The sequence below is a fragment of the Bacillus sp. Au-Bac7 genome, assembly GCF_021341655.1.
Classification (GTDB): domain Bacteria; phylum Bacillota; class Bacilli; order Bacillales; family Cytobacillaceae; genus Niallia.
The window spans coordinates 90934-107310 of the sequence record NZ_JAJTTG010000003.1 but is presented as its reverse complement, the minus strand read 5'-3'; the positions used below and the strand labels follow the sequence as shown (position 1 = coordinate 107310).

At 39.4% G+C, this 16377-nt stretch carries 18 protein-coding genes and 1 pseudogene; 14 read left to right on the top strand and 5 right to left on the bottom strand.

Annotation, left to right across the window (positions count from 1 at the left end; genetic code table 11):
• Nucleotides 1-41: 41 nt before the first annotated feature.
• Both LXM54_RS13610 and LXM54_RS13605 read right to left on the bottom strand, forming a co-directional pair.
• On the bottom strand, nucleotides 42-1055 hold the full coding sequence (locus LXM54_RS13610) for a sensor histidine kinase (protein ID WP_233315758.1): 1014 nt from the start codon (nucleotides 1053-1055) through the stop codon (nucleotides 42-44).
• Nucleotides 1052-1741: a response regulator transcription factor gene (locus tag LXM54_RS13605; protein WP_233315757.1), complete on the bottom strand. Its 690-nt coding sequence runs from the start codon at nucleotides 1739-1741 to the stop codon at nucleotides 1052-1054. Before LXM54_RS13605 ends, LXM54_RS13610 begins: the two co-directional genes overlap by 4 nt.
• Nucleotides 1742-1918: 177 nt before the next feature.
• On the opposite strand from LXM54_RS13605, the gene LXM54_RS13600 reads away from it, so the two are divergent.
• The 3 genes from LXM54_RS13600 (at nucleotide 1919) to LXM54_RS13590 (ending at nucleotide 3134) form a co-directional block, all read left to right on the top strand.
• A complete protein-coding gene (locus LXM54_RS13600; protein WP_442780489.1) occupies nucleotides 1919-2692 on the top strand; it encodes a methyl-accepting chemotaxis protein in 774 nt (257 codons plus the stop codon).
• Nucleotides 2693-2766: 74 nt separating this feature from the next.
• Nucleotides 2767-2943, top strand: a complete 177-nt coding sequence (locus tag LXM54_RS13595; RefSeq protein ID WP_233315755.1) for a hypothetical protein — start codon at nucleotides 2767-2769, stop codon at nucleotides 2941-2943.
• The gene (locus LXM54_RS13590; RefSeq protein WP_233315754.1) at nucleotides 2943-3134 is read left to right on the top strand and encodes a YwbE family protein; all 192 of its coding nucleotides are present in this window, start codon (nucleotides 2943-2945) and stop codon (nucleotides 3132-3134) included. The genes LXM54_RS13595 and LXM54_RS13590 overlap by 1 nt, the downstream gene beginning before the upstream one ends.
• Before the next feature lie 402 nt (nucleotides 3135-3536).
• On the opposite strand, the gene LXM54_RS13585 is transcribed toward LXM54_RS13590, so the two are convergent.
• Nucleotides 3537-3920, bottom strand: coding sequence for a UPF0715 family protein (locus LXM54_RS13585; protein ID WP_233315753.1), 384 nt, complete (start codon nucleotides 3918-3920; stop codon nucleotides 3537-3539).
• A 234-nt stretch (nucleotides 3921-4154) separates the two neighbouring features.
• On the opposite strand from LXM54_RS13585, the gene LXM54_RS13580 reads away from it, so the two are divergent.
• From LXM54_RS13580 to LXM54_RS13565, 4 genes and pseudogenes are all read left to right on the top strand, one after another.
• On the top strand, nucleotides 4155-4766 hold the full coding sequence (locus tag LXM54_RS13580; protein ID WP_233315752.1) for a PH domain-containing protein: 612 nt from the start codon (nucleotides 4155-4157) through the stop codon (nucleotides 4764-4766).
• Nucleotides 4767-4921: 155 nt separating this feature from the next.
• Entirely contained in the window at nucleotides 4922-5734 is an 813-nt protein-coding gene (locus tag LXM54_RS13575) for an alpha/beta fold hydrolase (RefSeq protein WP_233315751.1), read from the top strand.
• A 20-nt stretch (nucleotides 5735-5754) separates the two neighbouring features.
• Nucleotides 5755-6957 carry a SpoIIE family protein phosphatase gene (locus LXM54_RS13570; RefSeq protein ID WP_233315750.1) on the top strand — a complete coding sequence of 401 codons (1203 nt, stop codon included), beginning with the start codon at nucleotides 5755-5757 and terminating at the stop codon, nucleotides 6955-6957.
• Between the two features lie 91 nt (nucleotides 6958-7048).
• Nucleotides 7049-8174 (top strand): annotated as a pseudogene (locus LXM54_RS13565) (MFS transporter).
• 40 nt (nucleotides 8175-8214) lie between these two features.
• On the opposite strand, the gene LXM54_RS13560 reads toward LXM54_RS13565, so the two are convergent.
• Nucleotides 8215-9939 (bottom strand): sensor histidine kinase, encoded by a 1725-nt coding sequence (locus LXM54_RS13560; protein WP_233315749.1) that lies wholly within the window; start codon nucleotides 9937-9939, stop codon nucleotides 8215-8217.
• Nucleotides 9940-10641, bottom strand: a complete 702-nt coding sequence (locus LXM54_RS13555; RefSeq protein WP_233315748.1) for a response regulator transcription factor — start codon at nucleotides 10639-10641, stop codon at nucleotides 9940-9942.
• Between the two features lie 151 nt (nucleotides 10642-10792).
• On the opposite strand from LXM54_RS13555, the gene LXM54_RS13550 reads away from it, so the two are divergent.
• The 7 genes from LXM54_RS13550 (at nucleotide 10793) to LXM54_RS13520 (ending at nucleotide 16179) form a co-directional block, all read left to right on the top strand.
• Complete coding sequence (locus LXM54_RS13550) at nucleotides 10793-10966, top strand: hypothetical protein (RefSeq protein ID WP_233315747.1); 174 nt, start codon at nucleotides 10793-10795, stop codon at nucleotides 10964-10966.
• A gap of 122 nt (nucleotides 10967-11088) precedes the next feature.
• Complete coding sequence (locus LXM54_RS13545) at nucleotides 11089-11769, top strand: ABC transporter permease (protein ID WP_233315746.1); 681 nt, start codon at nucleotides 11089-11091, stop codon at nucleotides 11767-11769.
• Nucleotides 11769-12671: an ABC transporter ATP-binding protein gene (locus LXM54_RS13540; RefSeq protein WP_233315745.1), complete on the top strand. Its 903-nt coding sequence runs from the start codon at nucleotides 11769-11771 to the stop codon at nucleotides 12669-12671. The genes LXM54_RS13545 and LXM54_RS13540 overlap by 1 nt, the downstream gene beginning before the upstream one ends.
• 129 nt (nucleotides 12672-12800) lie before the next feature.
• On the top strand, nucleotides 12801-13706 hold the full coding sequence (locus LXM54_RS13535) for an ABC transporter ATP-binding protein (RefSeq protein WP_233315744.1): 906 nt from the start codon (nucleotides 12801-12803) through the stop codon (nucleotides 13704-13706).
• The gene (locus LXM54_RS13530) at nucleotides 13703-14437 is read left to right on the top strand and encodes an ABC transporter permease (RefSeq protein ID WP_233315743.1); all 735 of its coding nucleotides are present in this window, start codon (nucleotides 13703-13705) and stop codon (nucleotides 14435-14437) included. Before LXM54_RS13535 ends, LXM54_RS13530 begins: the two co-directional genes overlap by 4 nt.
• A 9-nt stretch (nucleotides 14438-14446) precedes the next feature.
• Nucleotides 14447-15580: a sensor histidine kinase gene (locus LXM54_RS13525; RefSeq protein WP_233315742.1), complete on the top strand. Its 1134-nt coding sequence runs from the start codon at nucleotides 14447-14449 to the stop codon at nucleotides 15578-15580.
• Nucleotides 15577-16179, top strand: coding sequence for a response regulator transcription factor (locus LXM54_RS13520; protein WP_233315741.1), 603 nt, complete (start codon nucleotides 15577-15579; stop codon nucleotides 16177-16179). Before LXM54_RS13525 ends, LXM54_RS13520 begins: the two co-directional genes overlap by 4 nt.
• Nucleotides 16180-16377: the final 198 nt, after the last annotated feature.

The window sequence follows — 16377 nt, the reverse complement described above, 5'->3', positions numbered from 1 at the left end:
CGAATCAGCGAACAAAATAGAAGAAGCATGTGACAGTTTTGTCACATGCTTGCATTGCTTAACAAATGGACAAAGTCATTCTTTCTTGGAAAGGTCAAGGTGAATGCTGTTCCTTTTTGCGGCAAGGAATCGACTTCCATTGTAATATGGAGGGTATCTGCTGCCTTTTTGGCAAGGTATAATCCCATGCCTGTCGCATGCTGGTTTTGATGGTTAGCTGTAGATGTGAAGCCTTTATCAAAAATACGCGGCAAATCCTTTTTCTCCATGCCGATTCCAAAATCACGGATTTGCAGTATAATCTGCTCGTCTTTCCTGCTGCTTGTAATGACAATATCTGCTTTTTCGCTGTATTTAACGGCATTTGTCAGCAGCTGTCTGATAATAAATGCCAGCCATTTACTGTCTGTCAGCACTGCGGTTTCTGAAAGCTCAACCTCAAAACCAATTCCTTTCTGGATACACCATGTCTGCAATGTGCGAATTTCATCGTACAAAATATCCTCTAAAGATACTTTTTCCACATACAAATCATTTTGCATGAAAGGCAAGCGTTTTGAATGAAGCTGCTGGTCAAGAAGATGATGTATCCGCAGCCATTCATATGTTAAATTGCCTCGCATTTCTTTATCGTCAATCCGGTCAATTAGAAGTCGCAATGTTGTCATAGGTGTCTTTACTTCATGAATCCAAGAGAGGAGGTCGTCTTTTTCTTGCTCTAATGCGACTGTATTTGTGAGCAGCTCTTCTTTTAACAACAAGGTTTGTTGTCTCAGACTTTCGGCGACAATTTCCTCGAATGGACTTTCAGGAACAGCGATACCTGATAAATCAAGATTATCGTCCCGCTCGGTCAAAGTCTTATAAAAAGCTGTTTCCTTTTGATATCTCCAAAACAAATACAGCAGGCAAAACAGCAAAGACAAAAATACAGTATATAGAACTGATGTGAAGGCAATTGTATCATCAAGTGCTGCCACAACCAGATTCAATGCTAGGAGAAACAAAATAAATAAAAGCCAGCTTTGTTTTTCTTTAATAAATTTCCAAATCATAGCTCGTCCTCTTCAATGGCAATATAGCCTTGGCCGACTTTCGTCTCAATAAACTTTCCGATTCCAATCTCCTCAAGCCGTTTGCGAAGCCGGTTAACATTCACTGTAAGGGTATTATCGCTTATAAAGCGGCTGTCATTCCAAAGATGTTCAATGAGCGTGTCTCGGCTGACAATTTTATTCTTTTGCTCAACAAGCAATTTTAAGATGAAAGCTTCATTCTTTGTCAGTTCGATTGTGCCATTTTCATTAGCTACAGTGTTTGTTTCATAATCGAGGGTTGCACCGCACCAAGTCTTCTTTTCCGTCTGTTCTAGGCTGTAATTGTACACACGGCGGAGAATTGCTTGAATTTTAGCGATTAGCACCTCGAAATGGAAGGGCTTCTGGACAAAATCATCAGCTCCAAGCTGCATCGACATGACCATATCAGTCGGATGATCTCGTGAGGACAGGAAAATAATCGGCACCTTTGATTGAGAGCGAATCATGCGGCACCAATGAAATCCGTCGAACTTCGGAAGCTGGATGTCTATGATAACGAGATCAGGCTTTACTGTCGAAAAGTCCTGCATTACCTTAGAAAAGTCAGTTATCCCATATACTTCATAAGACCACTGGCTGAGCCGGTCCTTTACTTCAGCAAAAAGGGTTGCGTCATCTTCAATTAATAATATTTTGAACAAAAAATCACCGCACTTAAAAAATTGGTTATATTTGTATTATAAACGTCGATTGAACTAATGTGTAGAGATGTTTAGTATTTCCTTGCTTAAGTGATACTAAGAGTATTACGCGGGAAGGGAGTTCTACGATTGTTAAACAGAGCAGAATCATTAGAAAGCATTATCGACATTATCCCTATGATGAAAATGGCTATCCCGTTAGACTTGTCGATTGCCATTTGTGATAAAGAAAAGTTTGTCGCCTATTTTCCTGGAGATGCAATCGACTTGAAAATTAAAGTAAACCAGCTGCTTTCACGAGAGGAACCTCTTGCCATTGCTCTTCGGGATAAAAAAGCGTTCAAGTCCTCCGTTCCAGCAAATTTTTATGGATTTGAATTTATCGGCACAGCAACGCCGATTGTTAATACAAAGGGAGAGGTGATTGGCGGGATTGCTGTGCAAGTGCGCAGGCAGACTGAACTGCGGGAGATTGTCAATCAAATGCTCGCTTCTTTATTGCAGGCAAACAAACAAATTGGCATGATTACAGACAGCTCTGGATCTTTGGCTAATTTCTCACAGGAACTTCTTGGGCAATCAAAACAAGCAGAAGGAGAGGTGAATAAATCGACAGAGGTGTTGTCTCTTATTAAGCGGGTTGCGGATCAGACAAATTTGCTTGGTCTTAATGCAGCAATCGAGGCGGCCAGAGCAGGCGAAAAGGGGAAGGGCTTTGAAGTTGTCGCAAATGAAATTAGAAAGTTTTCCCGAGATACTGTTCAATCAACCCAGCAAATCCACGCTACAATGGAACAGATAAAGGCGGCGACAAGCAGAATGAATCGTTCGATTGAGAAGATAGCATCTATTGGGGAGTCACAGGCAAATTCAATTAAGCAAACATGTGCATTTATGGAGGAAATTCAGGAAATGGCAGTAAGACTGAATCAATTCGCCGATGAATTGTAGAGAATGATTTCTTCCTATTTAGGTGTGTGTTATAGTAGCAATAGCAAGTCAAAAATGCAATGGAGGAAAACAAAATGTCAGAACAAGAAAAGAAAAAAGTAAGCTTAAAGGATGCAATGAAGCAGCAGCTTGCCAATAAAAAGCAACAATCTCAGCAAGGCCCAAATCTTAACGGCAATACAAAAATGCAAAAGATGAACAGCCAGCAAACGAAAAAAACGAACAACCAGCGAAGAAGAATGGGCGTCTAATGAACGGCCAAAACAGAAAAGACATCACCTCCGGGCTAACGGTTGAAATCGTCTTAAAAGCAGATCAAAAAACAGGAAAGAGAACCGTTGGAGTAGTTAAAGATATTCTCACAAATTCCTCTTTCCATCCACATGGAATAAAAGTAAGGCTAACAGATGGGAAAGTCGGACGAGTGCAGGCCATTCGCTGATTTCCCTTTTTTTTATATCGAGGTAATTAGTACGATATTTTGTTCTTCTGCTAGTACAAGCATTATGAATAAGTAAATGGGAATTAAAATGCTGATTGGTCTGCTGACATCGGTTTCAACTCCTTATTGTTTGTTTTGGAAATAGCTGAAATGTTGTAAAAATTTGAGCACTTTACCAATGGCTTTGGTCTTGAATATTAATCGGGTTGCTTTTAATTATGCAGCATTATTTTATCATGTGATTTGCATTCTAGAAGGTTTTGTTCAATGTTTCGCAAAGAGGTTTGTGTAATGAAAACGCTACCAAGAAAGTGGGCGGTTGCAGTATAATTAATTGTGAAGGAAAAATGAAGAGAACTATTAAACTAAGATCTTGGAATAAGAAAAACCTTACTATTTATACTATTCCTGCTGCTGCAGCAAAACCGAATCATAAATCCAAAAAATAATGGCACCAGCTAAAACCATTAAATAAAACTCCAGGAAATTAAAAGGATTTTGATGCATAGTCATTAACAAGACAGCATTAGTAATCGCAGAGCCAATCAGATAGATGAGAAGATATTTAATACTGAAGCTTTTAGGCTTTTGGTTCAGCTTAATTTGCAGCGGTGTAGCGATAAACAAATAAAAGAAAAAGATAATAAGAGAAAAAATGATAAGTTCCATAAAAGAAAAATAAGTTGACCGTAATAAAATAAAAACAAGACTAAGCGTTATTGCCGATAGAAGAGAGCAGATGAATGACCTGCCGATAAGATCAGAGTCGATATAAACCTTTTCCATATTAAAACACCTCGATAGGACTGTGTGATAGATTTACAATAAACAAAAAATTCCCCATTATTAGTATATGTTTGTATTCTTTCTTATGTAAGATACTTTCTTCCTAGATACAAATGGCACAACTTTTCGAAAAATAGTTTTCAACCTTTCCTTAAATAAGCTAAAATAATAGTAGTGGATGTAAATAAATGGAGTAATATACTAGAAGATTACCATTTAAGGAGGAACTCACCCGTGTTTAAAAAAATCGCGTCTGATGCATTAGGTTTAAGTGATGTAGGAAGTGTTATTCACCCTTCTGATTATGATAAAGTAGATGCTGATGATTATATCCTTCATGAGGATAATGAAAAAATTTACTTTTTGATTAAATCAAAGACAGATGAATATTGCTTTACAAACAGGGCGTTAGTCCATCTTGACGGTACGAGTGCAATCAGCAAAAAGAGAAGCTTGAAAAGATATTCGTATAAAGAGCATGCGATTTCTAATGTGTCGATGGAAACAGCAGGCACGATTGATCTCGATGTGGAAATTAAGTTTTCGATGGGAACTGTTCCATTCAGCATTGATATACATAAAAACCATATTGAAGCTATCAAGGATTTATATAAAGCATTAATCCGAATCAGTGAACTGACACAGGAAAACGAAATTTCTTTGGAATTTGCGAAGGAAAGTCTGCAAATTACGTCTAGTACATTAGTGCGTGCTTCAATAGAGGGAGATGTTTCCGAGCATTTCCGCAACATTAATGATCAAGTTTTTAACTGGCTCATGAACAGCCGTAAGAAATACAATGTAAAAGATTTCGGCTTCGTATTTGAAAAATATATTAATAATTAATAAACTAGCAGGCATCTTCATAGGAAGATGTCTTTTTGTCTAGTGAAAATCTCAAAAAAAAGATATTCAAACTTTGAACTATTTTATTTAATTTTCAAGACTTTTTAGCATATAATGACCTTATCAACTAAAACGAAAAAGTAAAAGGGGACTAAATGGGACAGCATCCAAAAATAACACATCGCAATAATGTTAAAGTTAGTGGGAACGGCTCCAAAACAATGATCTTTGCCCATGGGTTTGGGTGTGACCAAAATATGTGGCGCTGGACAGCCAGTGCTTTTGAACAAGACTATCAAGTTGTCCTGTTTGACTATGTCGGTTCTGGCAAATCTGACATCTCCCAATATGATCAAGAGAAATATGAAAGCTTGCACGGCTATGTACAGGACGTTCTCGACATTTGCGATGAGCTGCAGCTCGAGGATGCTATTTTTGTTGGCCATTCTGTCAGTTCCATTATCGGCTTGCTGGCATCCTTGGAAAGACCGCAATGCTTTAGCAATCTGATCATGATTGGTCCTTCACCATGCTATTTGAACAAGCCGCCATACTATGGAGGGTTTGAGGAGGAAGAGCTTCACGGATTGATTGATTTGCTCGACAAAAACTATATCGGCTGGGCGAAAGGTTTTGCTGCGATGGTCATGGCGAATGAAGACCAGCCTTCTCTTGCAGAAGAGCTGATGATCAGCATTTGTTCGACAGATCCAGTTATTGCCCGTCAGTTTGCGATTGCTACGTTTTTCTCTGATTATCGCCAAGAACTTGCGAAAGCTTCTGTGCCATCCCTTATTATTCAGTGTTCAGATGATGTGGTTGCGCCAAAAGCAGTCGGTGAATATATGCATCAAAATATGCGTGACAGTCTTATAAGAGTAATTGATGCAGCTGGACACTGCCCTCATCTGAGCCATCCGGACCAAACGGTTGAATTAATGAGAGAATATTTAGGCACCCTTGATTAAGGGAAAGGAGCTGGTGATGTATGGATAGACAACTGGATGAAGCACCATGCGGCTTTCTAATGCTTTCAGATAACGGGAATATTCTGTCCGTCAACAGAACCTTGCTGGAGCTGTTAGGGTTTGACCGTCATGACTTGATTAATAAGCATATGAATCAGTTATTGACGAAGCCCTCAAGGATCTTTTGCCAGCTTTATTTTTTTCCGCTAATTCGTCATGAAAATAAAATTGAAGAAATGCACTTTTCTCTGCAGAAAAAAGGCGGCGAGGAGATTCCTGCCTTGATTTTTGCAAATAGACATAAGAAAGAAGGCGTCTTTGTCATTGAATGTGTGCTTGTTCCGATGCATCAACGACTTGAGTTTGAAAGTGAGATTTTGAAGGCAAGAAACATTGCTGCTGCAGCCTTGAAGGAAGCGGCTGAAACAAACAAAGAGCTTGAAAAGGTTCTTTGTGAATTGCAAGCTAAACAAAAGGAGCTTATTAAACTCAATAAACAAAAGGAACAATATCAGGAGCGAATCAAAAGGGAGCTGGATTTGGCTAAAAACATTCAGGGCATTTCCTTATCCACTCCTTTCAGTAATGAGGAGATAAGCATTTCTGCTTATTACCAGTCATCAAACGAGCTGTCTGGTGATATGTACAGCTTTTATCAAATTTCTCCAGGCAAGTATGGATTTATCATTCTTGATGTTATGGGGCATGGGATTTCGTCTGCCTTGATTTCCATGTCGCTCAGGTCACTGTTTCAGCTGTTGATTATGAAAGGCGCTACCGCTGAGGAAATTATGGCAGAGCTTGATACACAGCTTCATCTTCTGTTTCGCAATGGTGATGGCATAAAGCATTATTGTACAGCGATCTTTTTAACCATTGACACGAATACAAAGGAGATAGAATACATAAATGCAGGTCACCCTCCGGCGTTGTGGATTGGGAGAGACACAGAAATCACGGAATTTAAATCAACAATCCCGCCAATCGGCATATTTGAGGATTTAACATTCCGAAAAAGCAGCTTTGCTTATCAAGAAGGCGGCAGACTGTTCTTATATACAGACGGTGTAACAGAAGCCATTACTGCTAACACGCTTAATTTATTGGTGAAAGAACAAGAGCCTATTCACGCTATTAAGGAAAAAATTGTCCATTTTTTAAAGCTCGATGAGGAGATAGGAATAAAGGTAGATGATCGCTGCTTTTTGCTTATTGAGGTGTAGAGGTAAGCTGAAAAGCAGCTTGTTCTTTTTTTACTTTTTTAAAGAGAAGGCAGCCATTGGGCTGTTTTTTTCGATATAATGGTCCTATTTGATGCATCGAAAGGGGAATTATATGAATAAAAAATATCCAGTGGCATTGTGGACATTGGTAATTGGCGCATTTGCAATCGGCATGACAGAGTTTGTTATCATGGGCTTGCTGCCAGAAGTGGCAAGGGATGTTAACTCTTCTATTGCTGCAGCAGGACAGCTTATTACTGGCTATGCCCTTGGTGTGGCAGTCGGCGGCCCTATTCTTGTCCTTATAACCTATAAAATGTCACAAAAGAACTTATTAATGTTGTTAATGGTAATATTTATTCTCGGAAACTTAATGTCAACAATTGCGTCAAGCTACGGTGTACTTATGGCGTCCCGTTTGCTGACGTCATTGGCACACGGCTCGTTCTTTGGAGTAGGAGCAATTATGGCCGCAAGTCTTGTAGAGCATTCTCGCCGTGCCATTCGGTACATTTGTTGGCCAGCAGCTCGGCTGGCGGAGCAGCTTCCTCATTATCGCAGTCATTGGCTTTATTACACTTATTGGAATATATATGCTTGTGCCAAAGCCGAAAGAGCAGAAAAAGGCGGACTTAAGAAAAGAGCTTGCTGTCCTCAAGAACAATCAGTTATGGCTGGCTTTGTTGATTGCAATGTTCTGCTTTGGCAGTGTGTTCACATTGTTCACATACATCACACCGATTTTAACAGATGTAACAGGCTTCCCATCTGCAGCAGTATCGTGGATACTCGTCGTGTTCGGGCTTGGAGTTACAGTTGGCAATATCGTGGGCGGAAAATTGGCAGACTGGAATATTAATTTATCCTTGCAGTATATATTGGTTATCTTCATTCTGTACTTCTTTGTTCTGTATCTGCTGCAATTCTCCACAATATTGATGATTCCAGGCATATTCCTGTTCGGCGTCCTTGCCTTTTCCATGGTGCCAATGCTCCAGTTCCGCATACTCGGGCTGTCAGCAGAAGCACCAACAATTGCAAGCACGCTAAATCAATCGGCAATGAATCTCGGCAATGCCGGCGGTGCATTTGCAGGAGGCTTGTCGGTTACTTATTTGCCACTTCAAGATCTTGTTCTGGTGGCACCAATCATTACAGTAGTCGGATTTGTCTTGCTGTTTGTTCAGCTTAGAGCTGTGAAGACGAAGACAGCATAATGGAAAAAAGACTTCTTCCTATTGGGAAGAAGCCTTTTTTTTATTCATCAGCAAGCGGAAGGAGAATGCGAATATAAGTACCTTTACCAAGTTCGCTTTTTACCTTGATGGAGCCGCCATGGAGTTCAATCAGCTTTTTCGTTATCGCCATGCCAAGTCCAGTCCCATTATTAGAGCTGCTTGTGTTTGTTCCTCTGTAGTAGCGCTCAAACAGCCTGTTCAATGTTTCATTATCCATGCCAACACCGTCATCCTCAATCATAATCATCAGTAAATGCTGATCAAGCTTGCGGATGGATACCGTGACAGTCGTTTCTGGCGGATTGTATTTTAGGGCATTTTCAAGCAGATTTTCCATAATGCGCTGAAACCATTTCGGATCTACTGCTGCGATTACAGAACCTTCATAAGGCTGGAATACAAACTGATATTGCTGTCCAGCAGGTCCATTTACATAATGAATGACCGTTCGCCTAATTTGTTCATTTATCTCTACGTTTTCCTTAGCGATAGGGAAGGCGTCGCTCCTAAGCTGGTATGTTAAGGTCAAATCCTCAAGCAGCTGCTTCATATATTGCGCCTTTTCCGCAATTGTGGCAGAGAATGTCCGAACCTCACTTTCTGACCATGAATATTGGTCTGACTGCAGCATCTCCGCATAGCCCCCAATAGAGGCAAGCGGTGTTTTCAAGTCATGAGAAAGACCGCTGATCCACTCATCTCTGACTTTACTCGCCTTTATTCTTGCTTGTTTATTTTGCTCCAAGGTCTCCGTCAGCTGAGTCAGGGTTGTAATTAATTCCTTGTATATTCTATATTTCTTTTTCAGCTTTCCTTTTTTCGTCATTATTACAGAGTGCTTGTAATGTCCATCCCCATAAACTCCTTTGCCTAGATCTCCAATCCAATTCATGATGGTAACAAGGGGGGCGCCAAACCTATAGCCGAACACAATAGTCACCGCTAATAATAGAAGGAGGCTGACAACAAAAATGATAAAGGCAGTACTTCCAAAGGCCTTCATCATTTCAGTCTCAATTTGTCCGTAATCCACTTTTTCGGTGCCAACAAGGAGAACTTGCCCTGTCTGTTCATAGTAATAGGCTGAAGAATCCTTGTTTTCCACTTTAGTCAGCTGCAATAACTCATAAACAGAATAGTGGTCCTTCTGATTATCTGCCATAAAACCGTCCTGGGTTGACCCATCCACATTGATAAGCTGCACCCAGCCTTGGCTGTTCTTTATGTTTTTTTTAACAGCCTCTGAAAGATCCAATTGGCTTTTCTTCCAATTTACCTCTTTTTTAATAGTTTCTAAAATACCCTTACTGCTGTTTTCTGTTCCAAAGAGAATAATCAGGGGCTTTTTTGTATTCTCACGTATTGTCCAGATTTTATAATCGTACTGCTGCAATGACTGATTTTCAGATAAAAGCAATTTATAATCGGTTTTAGTGAACTCAAAATCTGCTGGTGTGTTGTATGTTTTTAAAAGTTTTCCGTCCTTAGAAAGTACAGCAATCCAGCCATCCTGTTTCTTAGCTAACTTTTTTATGTCAGATTCAATCGTTATTTGTCCTTTATCTATGGAAAAAGAGCCTTCTATAGAAGAAACATCAGCTTTCGTTAAATCACTGTTTACTTCTAATTTTGTTAAAGTGTAGCCGAAGAATACCCAAAATATAAAGATAAGGACAGCAATAAAGGAGGATACAAGAAGAAGCTGAAAAAAGAATTGCAATATAAATCGTTTAGGCATATTCATTTAGTTGCGACCTTCTGCGGCTAATTTATAGCCGAGCCCTCTCACTGTCACGATTAATTGGGGCTTGCTGGGGTCTAGTTCAATTTTTTCCCTGAGCTTGCGGATATGAACCATAATTGTGTTATCCTCACCGAGAAAATCTTCCCCCCACACATTTTCATACAGCTGGGCTTTACTGAAGAGCTGATTAGGATGCTGGCAGAAGAACAGCAGCAGTTGATACACCTGTGCTGGTAAGGACACCTTAACACCTCTAACGATAACTTCACCAGAAGAGCTGTTGACAGATAAATCTCCAAATTGATAATTGGCACTTTCCTTCACATTGCTGACTTTATGTCTCCTTAAATGGGCTTTCACTCTCGCCACTGCTTCAAGAGGGTTAAATGGTTTTGTGATATAATCGTCAGCACCTAACGCAAAGCCTGACAGTTTATCAAGATCAGTAGACCTTGCTGTCAGGAAGAAAATCGTAGCATTCGTTTTTTCTCTGATGAGAGGACATATTTCAAAACCACTTCGGTCTGGAAGCATCACATCCAGAAAAATCAGGTCGTAGCTGTTGAACCCACAAAGCCTGAGCGCTTCCTCTGCTGTTTCTGCCGCATCAATTCGCTCAAACCCTTCTTTCTGCAAAATGATTCGCAACATTTGGTGGATTGCCTGTTCATCATCCACAATCAATAGTCTTGTATTTTCCATATAAATAATCTCCCTAATACAACAATATATAAAAATATCATATCATTTTTTTGGTAATTTATTTGCAATTAAGGAAGAATTAAGGTTCCGATTCAGCAGGGTTAAGGTAGGATAGATATAATCCTTATAGATTAAAAAATGAGGTGACAAAATGAAAAAAGTATTCAGCGTAATGGGAACCTTAGCAGCGCTCCTTATAATTTCGAGACATTTTGGTAATGATTTTGCAGCACAGCATTACGATAAATTATTTCTTCTATTTATTGTAGGATTGTTCGGCCAGATCATCTTTCATCTGTGGGAGAAAAAAAGCCATGAGAATTAAAAGAATGATAGTTATGGAGTGAAGTGAATTTTTTATATTACATGTGTTGTTCATAATCCTGTTGGAGGGCACTTAATTATAGAGGAAGAACGCATAAAGATACTTAATGGAGGGGAAATATTTTGTTTGCAATCGGCAAAAGAGAATTTTTTCAATTATTTAAAGGAGTCAAAGCCATACTGATTATTATACTGTTTTTAGTTACTGCATATTATTCTGCAAAGTTCGCAGGTCCATTAGCATCTATAGCGGAGTTGTCAACAAAGGAAGCTAGTGTTGCAGGGGTGATGTTCTTAATTATGTTTTTCGGGCAGCTGTTTGTTACAAGCCTTTCCCATGATAGCATCAACAGGGAAGTACATGAGCGGACGATGCGGTTTTTAGTAACTAAAACGTCGAGGTCTTCTATTCTTTACGGGAAATTCTTCGGTATCTGGATATTTTGGTTTGTTTCTCTGTTTACATCATTTCTTATCATCAGCATTATTACCAAAAAGATTAATATTTTGATATTCACGCAGACAATGAGTCTGCTCACATTACAGATTGCTTTTGTCCTATGTTTATCAGTTTTAATTCCAAAACCAAGTGTTACTATGTTTTTTGGCATGATAGGAAGTATAATCTTTCCTATTTTAGGGGGATGGTTAGTTCTCACTACTAATCCTGCGATTAGTTGGCTGAAGTATGTAAATCCATATTATTACTTCGATAAAAAGGATTATACGTTTGTAGTAGTCCTTCTGTTCGCAGGAATCCTAATTTACTTAGCTAATCTTGTCTTCAAAAGGAGGGAATGCTGATGACAGCTATTAAAGCACAAAAAATGACAAAGGTGTATAACGGAGTAACCGTTGTGAATGGTATTGACTTAAAAGTGGAAAAAGGAGAGATATTTGGGTTTCTTGGCAGAAATGGTGCGGGAAAATCAACTTTTATTAATATGCTGACGGGCATTGCAAAGCCGACTTCTGGATCATTTACGTTATTAAATGGAGATACCGAAGCCACAGAAGTGAAAAGAAGAATCGGTGTGATGCCTGATTATTCTACTTTCTATGGTTCAACTACGGCACTTGAGCACTTGCGGTTTTTCTCTTCTCTTTCAGGGAAGCCTGCACAAAAAAGTGCTTGTATGGAAGCGTTAGAGGCAGTCGGCCTAGCTGAACATGCCAATAAAAAAGCAGGTAAATTCTCCTTTGGGATGAAGAAGAAGCTTGGTGTTGCGCAAGCGATTATTCATGATCCTGAGCTGTTATTTTTAGATGAACCAACATCCGGTATGGACGCAGAGTCCGTTATTCAAATTCAGCGGCTGATTAAAAGCTTGCATAACAAAGGCAAAACAATCTTTTTGACTTCTCATAATCTGGATGAGGTTGAAAAGCTGTGTACAAGGATTGCCATTATGAAGGAAGGACGCATTGTCAAAATTGGAACGATGGATGAGCTGCGAGCCTTTTACCGTACAAATATTATTGTCAAAATCAGACATAGCATTGTCCCTGTTTCAGAAGAACAGAAGCTTCGTCAATGGTTGGAAGGCAAAGGGACAGATGTCCAGTTTGGCGATAAATTGACATTCATTACTGTGGATGAAGATAAAAGGATTGCAGAAATTACAAGAGCCTTTACTGCCTGCAAAACAGACATCTTCCGTGTGGAGGTCGAAGAGCCGACTTTAGAGGAGATATTTTTGGATTGACCCCTTTAGTTAGGGGTCTTTTTTCTGAGGAGATGACAAATGTCATCTTTATTTCATGACATTTACGACTAAAAAGGAGAGTGGAAGGATTATACAATTAGTTTATCAACAGCGGAGGTGGTTTACGTTTTGGAAAAGGTTATCGAACTTACCAATGTATCAAAGCAGTTTCAGCAGAAAAGGGCTGTGAATGATATCTCTTTTACAATAAAGAAGGGAGAAGCAGTTGCTATCCTTGGAGCAAATGGGGCGGGAAAAACAACGACAATTCTCTTAATGCTTGGGCTATTACAGCCGTCAAAAGGCACTGTTCATTTGTTTCAATCTGAGCCAAAACGAAAGGAAGTAAGAGAGAAAATTGGATCGATGCTTCAGGAAACAAGTGTGATGGACAGTCTGAAAGTAAAGGAAATTATCAAGTTAGTGCAAAGCTATTATCCAGAGCCTTTATCTGCTGATCAATTGCTTGCTATTACTGGTCTTTCTAAACAGGATTGGAATAGACGCACAGAAAAATTATCTGGCGGCCAAAAGCGCAGGCTTCATTTTGCTTTGGCTCTCGCGGGAAACCCGGAGTTAATTTTCTTAGATGAACCAACAGTAGGTATGGACATCAACGCAAGGAAGGCATTCTGGGAGACAGTGGCAGCGTTAAAGAGTCAGGGAAAGACAATTATTTTTACTACCCATTATTTGCAGGAAGCAGATGAGGCGGCAGAAAGGATTATTATGATAAGTGACGGCGAAGTTGTGGGTGACGGAACTCCTGAACAATTGAAAGCAAAATGGACTAAAAAGACGATTTCCTTTAAAGAAGCAGCTGATTACGCGCTGGATATATATGAATCTATCCCATTTGTAGAGGAAGTGATAAGGGAGAAAGGGAGGGTTAGTCTTGTCACAGTTGATTCAGATAAGACAATTTACCATATTTTCGAAATGAAGCTCAAAATCCAGGATATTGAAATTCAGCAAGGGAAATTGGAAGATGCCTTTTCAAAGCTCCTTCAGGAAAAAAGGAGGAAGTTTAAATGAAGATGTTCAGCAGACAAAGCCAGGCAGAACTGATTCGTATGTTTCGCAATCGTTATTATATTTTTTGGTCTTTGCTTATGCCGATTATTTTTTATTATATCTTCACCAAGGTTGTCAGCACACCAAATGTGGATGCTGATTTGTGGCAAGCCCATTACTTAATGTCGATGACAACCTTCAGTGTCATGGGAAGCTCCATTATGACATTAGGCATCAAGATGGTTCAGGAGCGCTCTGAAGGCTGGACCTTGTATTTGAACATTACACCTTTGCCTACAAGCATATATTTTGCTGCCAAGATTGCAGCACAAACTGTTATCCATCTATTTTCGATCTTTGTTATCTTTTTGGCAGGCTATATTATAAATGGTGTCAGCCTTGAGCCAATGCAGTGGCTGTTATGTGTGCTATGGATTCTTTTCGGCTCGTTGCCTTTCCTTGCAATTGGAACATTGGTGGGTTCAATGAAAAAGGTAGAAACAGCAGCTGGCATAAGCAATTTAATTTATATGGCTTTGGCTGTCGTAGGGGGCATGTGGATGCCTGTAGAAGTTTTTCCGAAATTTATGCAGACTATTTCCGTATGGCTGCCGTCAAATTCCTTCGCAGGAGGAGCATGGGAAATAATTAGAGGGAACAGTCCTTCAATTCAAGGTTTTCTGTTAATAATAGGGTACCTTTTCCTATTTATGGTATTATCTATATATATTAGAAAAAGGCAATATGCATAAGGAGAATTTATGGCTAGTACTAAAAAACTGGAGATTTTTCCTGCAAGATTTGGATTTTTTCCATATGTATTCTTAGTTTATATGATTTTGCCAGGTGTTTATATTGCACATGAACGATTGTCAAAACTAGTGTTAGGATATTTTCTTCTTGGTTTATTTCTGATCTCCTACAGACAGCTTTACTTTCTTATCAAGAAAAGGGGCTATACCTTTTGGCTGACCATTCAACTTGCTGTCATCTTAATCTTAAGTATGTTTTATAACTTAAATGTGTTATTCATGGGTTTCTTTCCAGCCCACTTTATTGGTTATTATGCAAACAAACGGTCATTCTCCAAAGCTCTCAGCTTCTTTGCATGCGTGCTTATTATCCCGATTTTGTACCACTGGGAGACAATATCTTTCCGTAGTCTGCTTTACTATATTCCTTTTCTTGTTATCATGCTTGTGTCTCCATTCGGCATTCGCTCAATGGATAGAAGAATGGAATTAGAGCAGCAGCTTGATGCAGCAAATAAGCAAATTAAAGAGCTCGTAAAAAGAGAGGAAAGAGTAAGAATTGCCCGCGATTTACATGATACGTTAGGCCATACTTTATCATTGCTGACACTGAAAAGTCAGCTGATTGGCAAGATGGCAGTTAAGTCGCCGGATTTGATAAAAAATGAGGCAAAGCAAATGGAGGAAATTTCTCGTTCGGCATTGAGACAGGTTAGGGAACTGGTATCGGATATGAGATCAATAACGATACAAGAGGAACTGGTTGAAGTTCAAGCTATCCTAGAGGCTGCAGGAATTGTCAGCCATATAGACGCAAGCCTCAATGAGTATGAAGACATCTCAGCACTGACACAAAATATTGTCAGCCTTTGTTTAAAAGAGGCGGTCACAAATGTAGTGAAGCATAGCAGTGCGAGTAATTGTCATATAAAAATTAAGAACAGCAGTGGACAGCTGACGGTGAGTATAACAGATGATGGCAAGGGTATACCTGAGGGCAATTGGTTCGGAAATGGGCTGAAGGGCATGAAGGAAAGGCTGGAGATACTGGAAGGAAACTTGCATTTGTCATCAGAAGCGGGAACGCTGCTTACTATTAACATCCCAATTGTTATCAAGGATCGGAAGGAGGAGATAATTTGATTACAGTCATTATTTCTGAAGATCAGAGAATGCTGAGAGGAGCTTTAGGTACTCTGTTAAGTTTTGAAGAGGATATCGATGTGATAGGGCAGGCTGCTAATGGAAAAGAAGCCCTTGAGCTGATTGAAACCCTCTCTCCAGATGTTTGTCTGTTAGATATTGAGATGCCTGTTAGGAGCGGTCTGGAGGTTGCTGAAGAGCTGCAAAGAAAAAATACTGCAATAAAAATTATTATCCTGACCACATTTGCAAGACCAGGCTACTTTGAAAAAGCGTTAAAAGCAAATGTTCACGGCTACTTGCTTAAGGACGGACCAAGTGAGGACCTGGCAGAAGCGATTCGTAATGTTATGAAGGGAAAAAGAGAGTTTGCCTCTGAATTGATTTTTGGCAGCATAGGTACAGAAAATCCATTAACAGAAAGAGAACAAGAGATTTTAGCTCTCGTGGCTGCAGGAAAAACTGTCCAAGAAATTTCCTCGACCTTGTATCTTTCTTCCGGCACTATCCGCAACTATATTTCTGAAGTATTAAATAAATTAGAAGTCAAAAACAGAATTGAAGCAATTTCAAAGGCGCAAAATAATGGCTGGATATAAACCAATTTATTACTTTTATTTACTGTCCATCTTTTAAGGCAGCTTTTTATGCTGCCTCCTCACCTCTTTATACCTATCCGACTACCAATTTATAAAACTCCCATTAAATATATTTTTTTGACAAAAACATACATATTTTCTCATATTTCTCCAAAATCTATGAGTATATCGTACTATTTTTGGTAGGTGCTTCAAAAG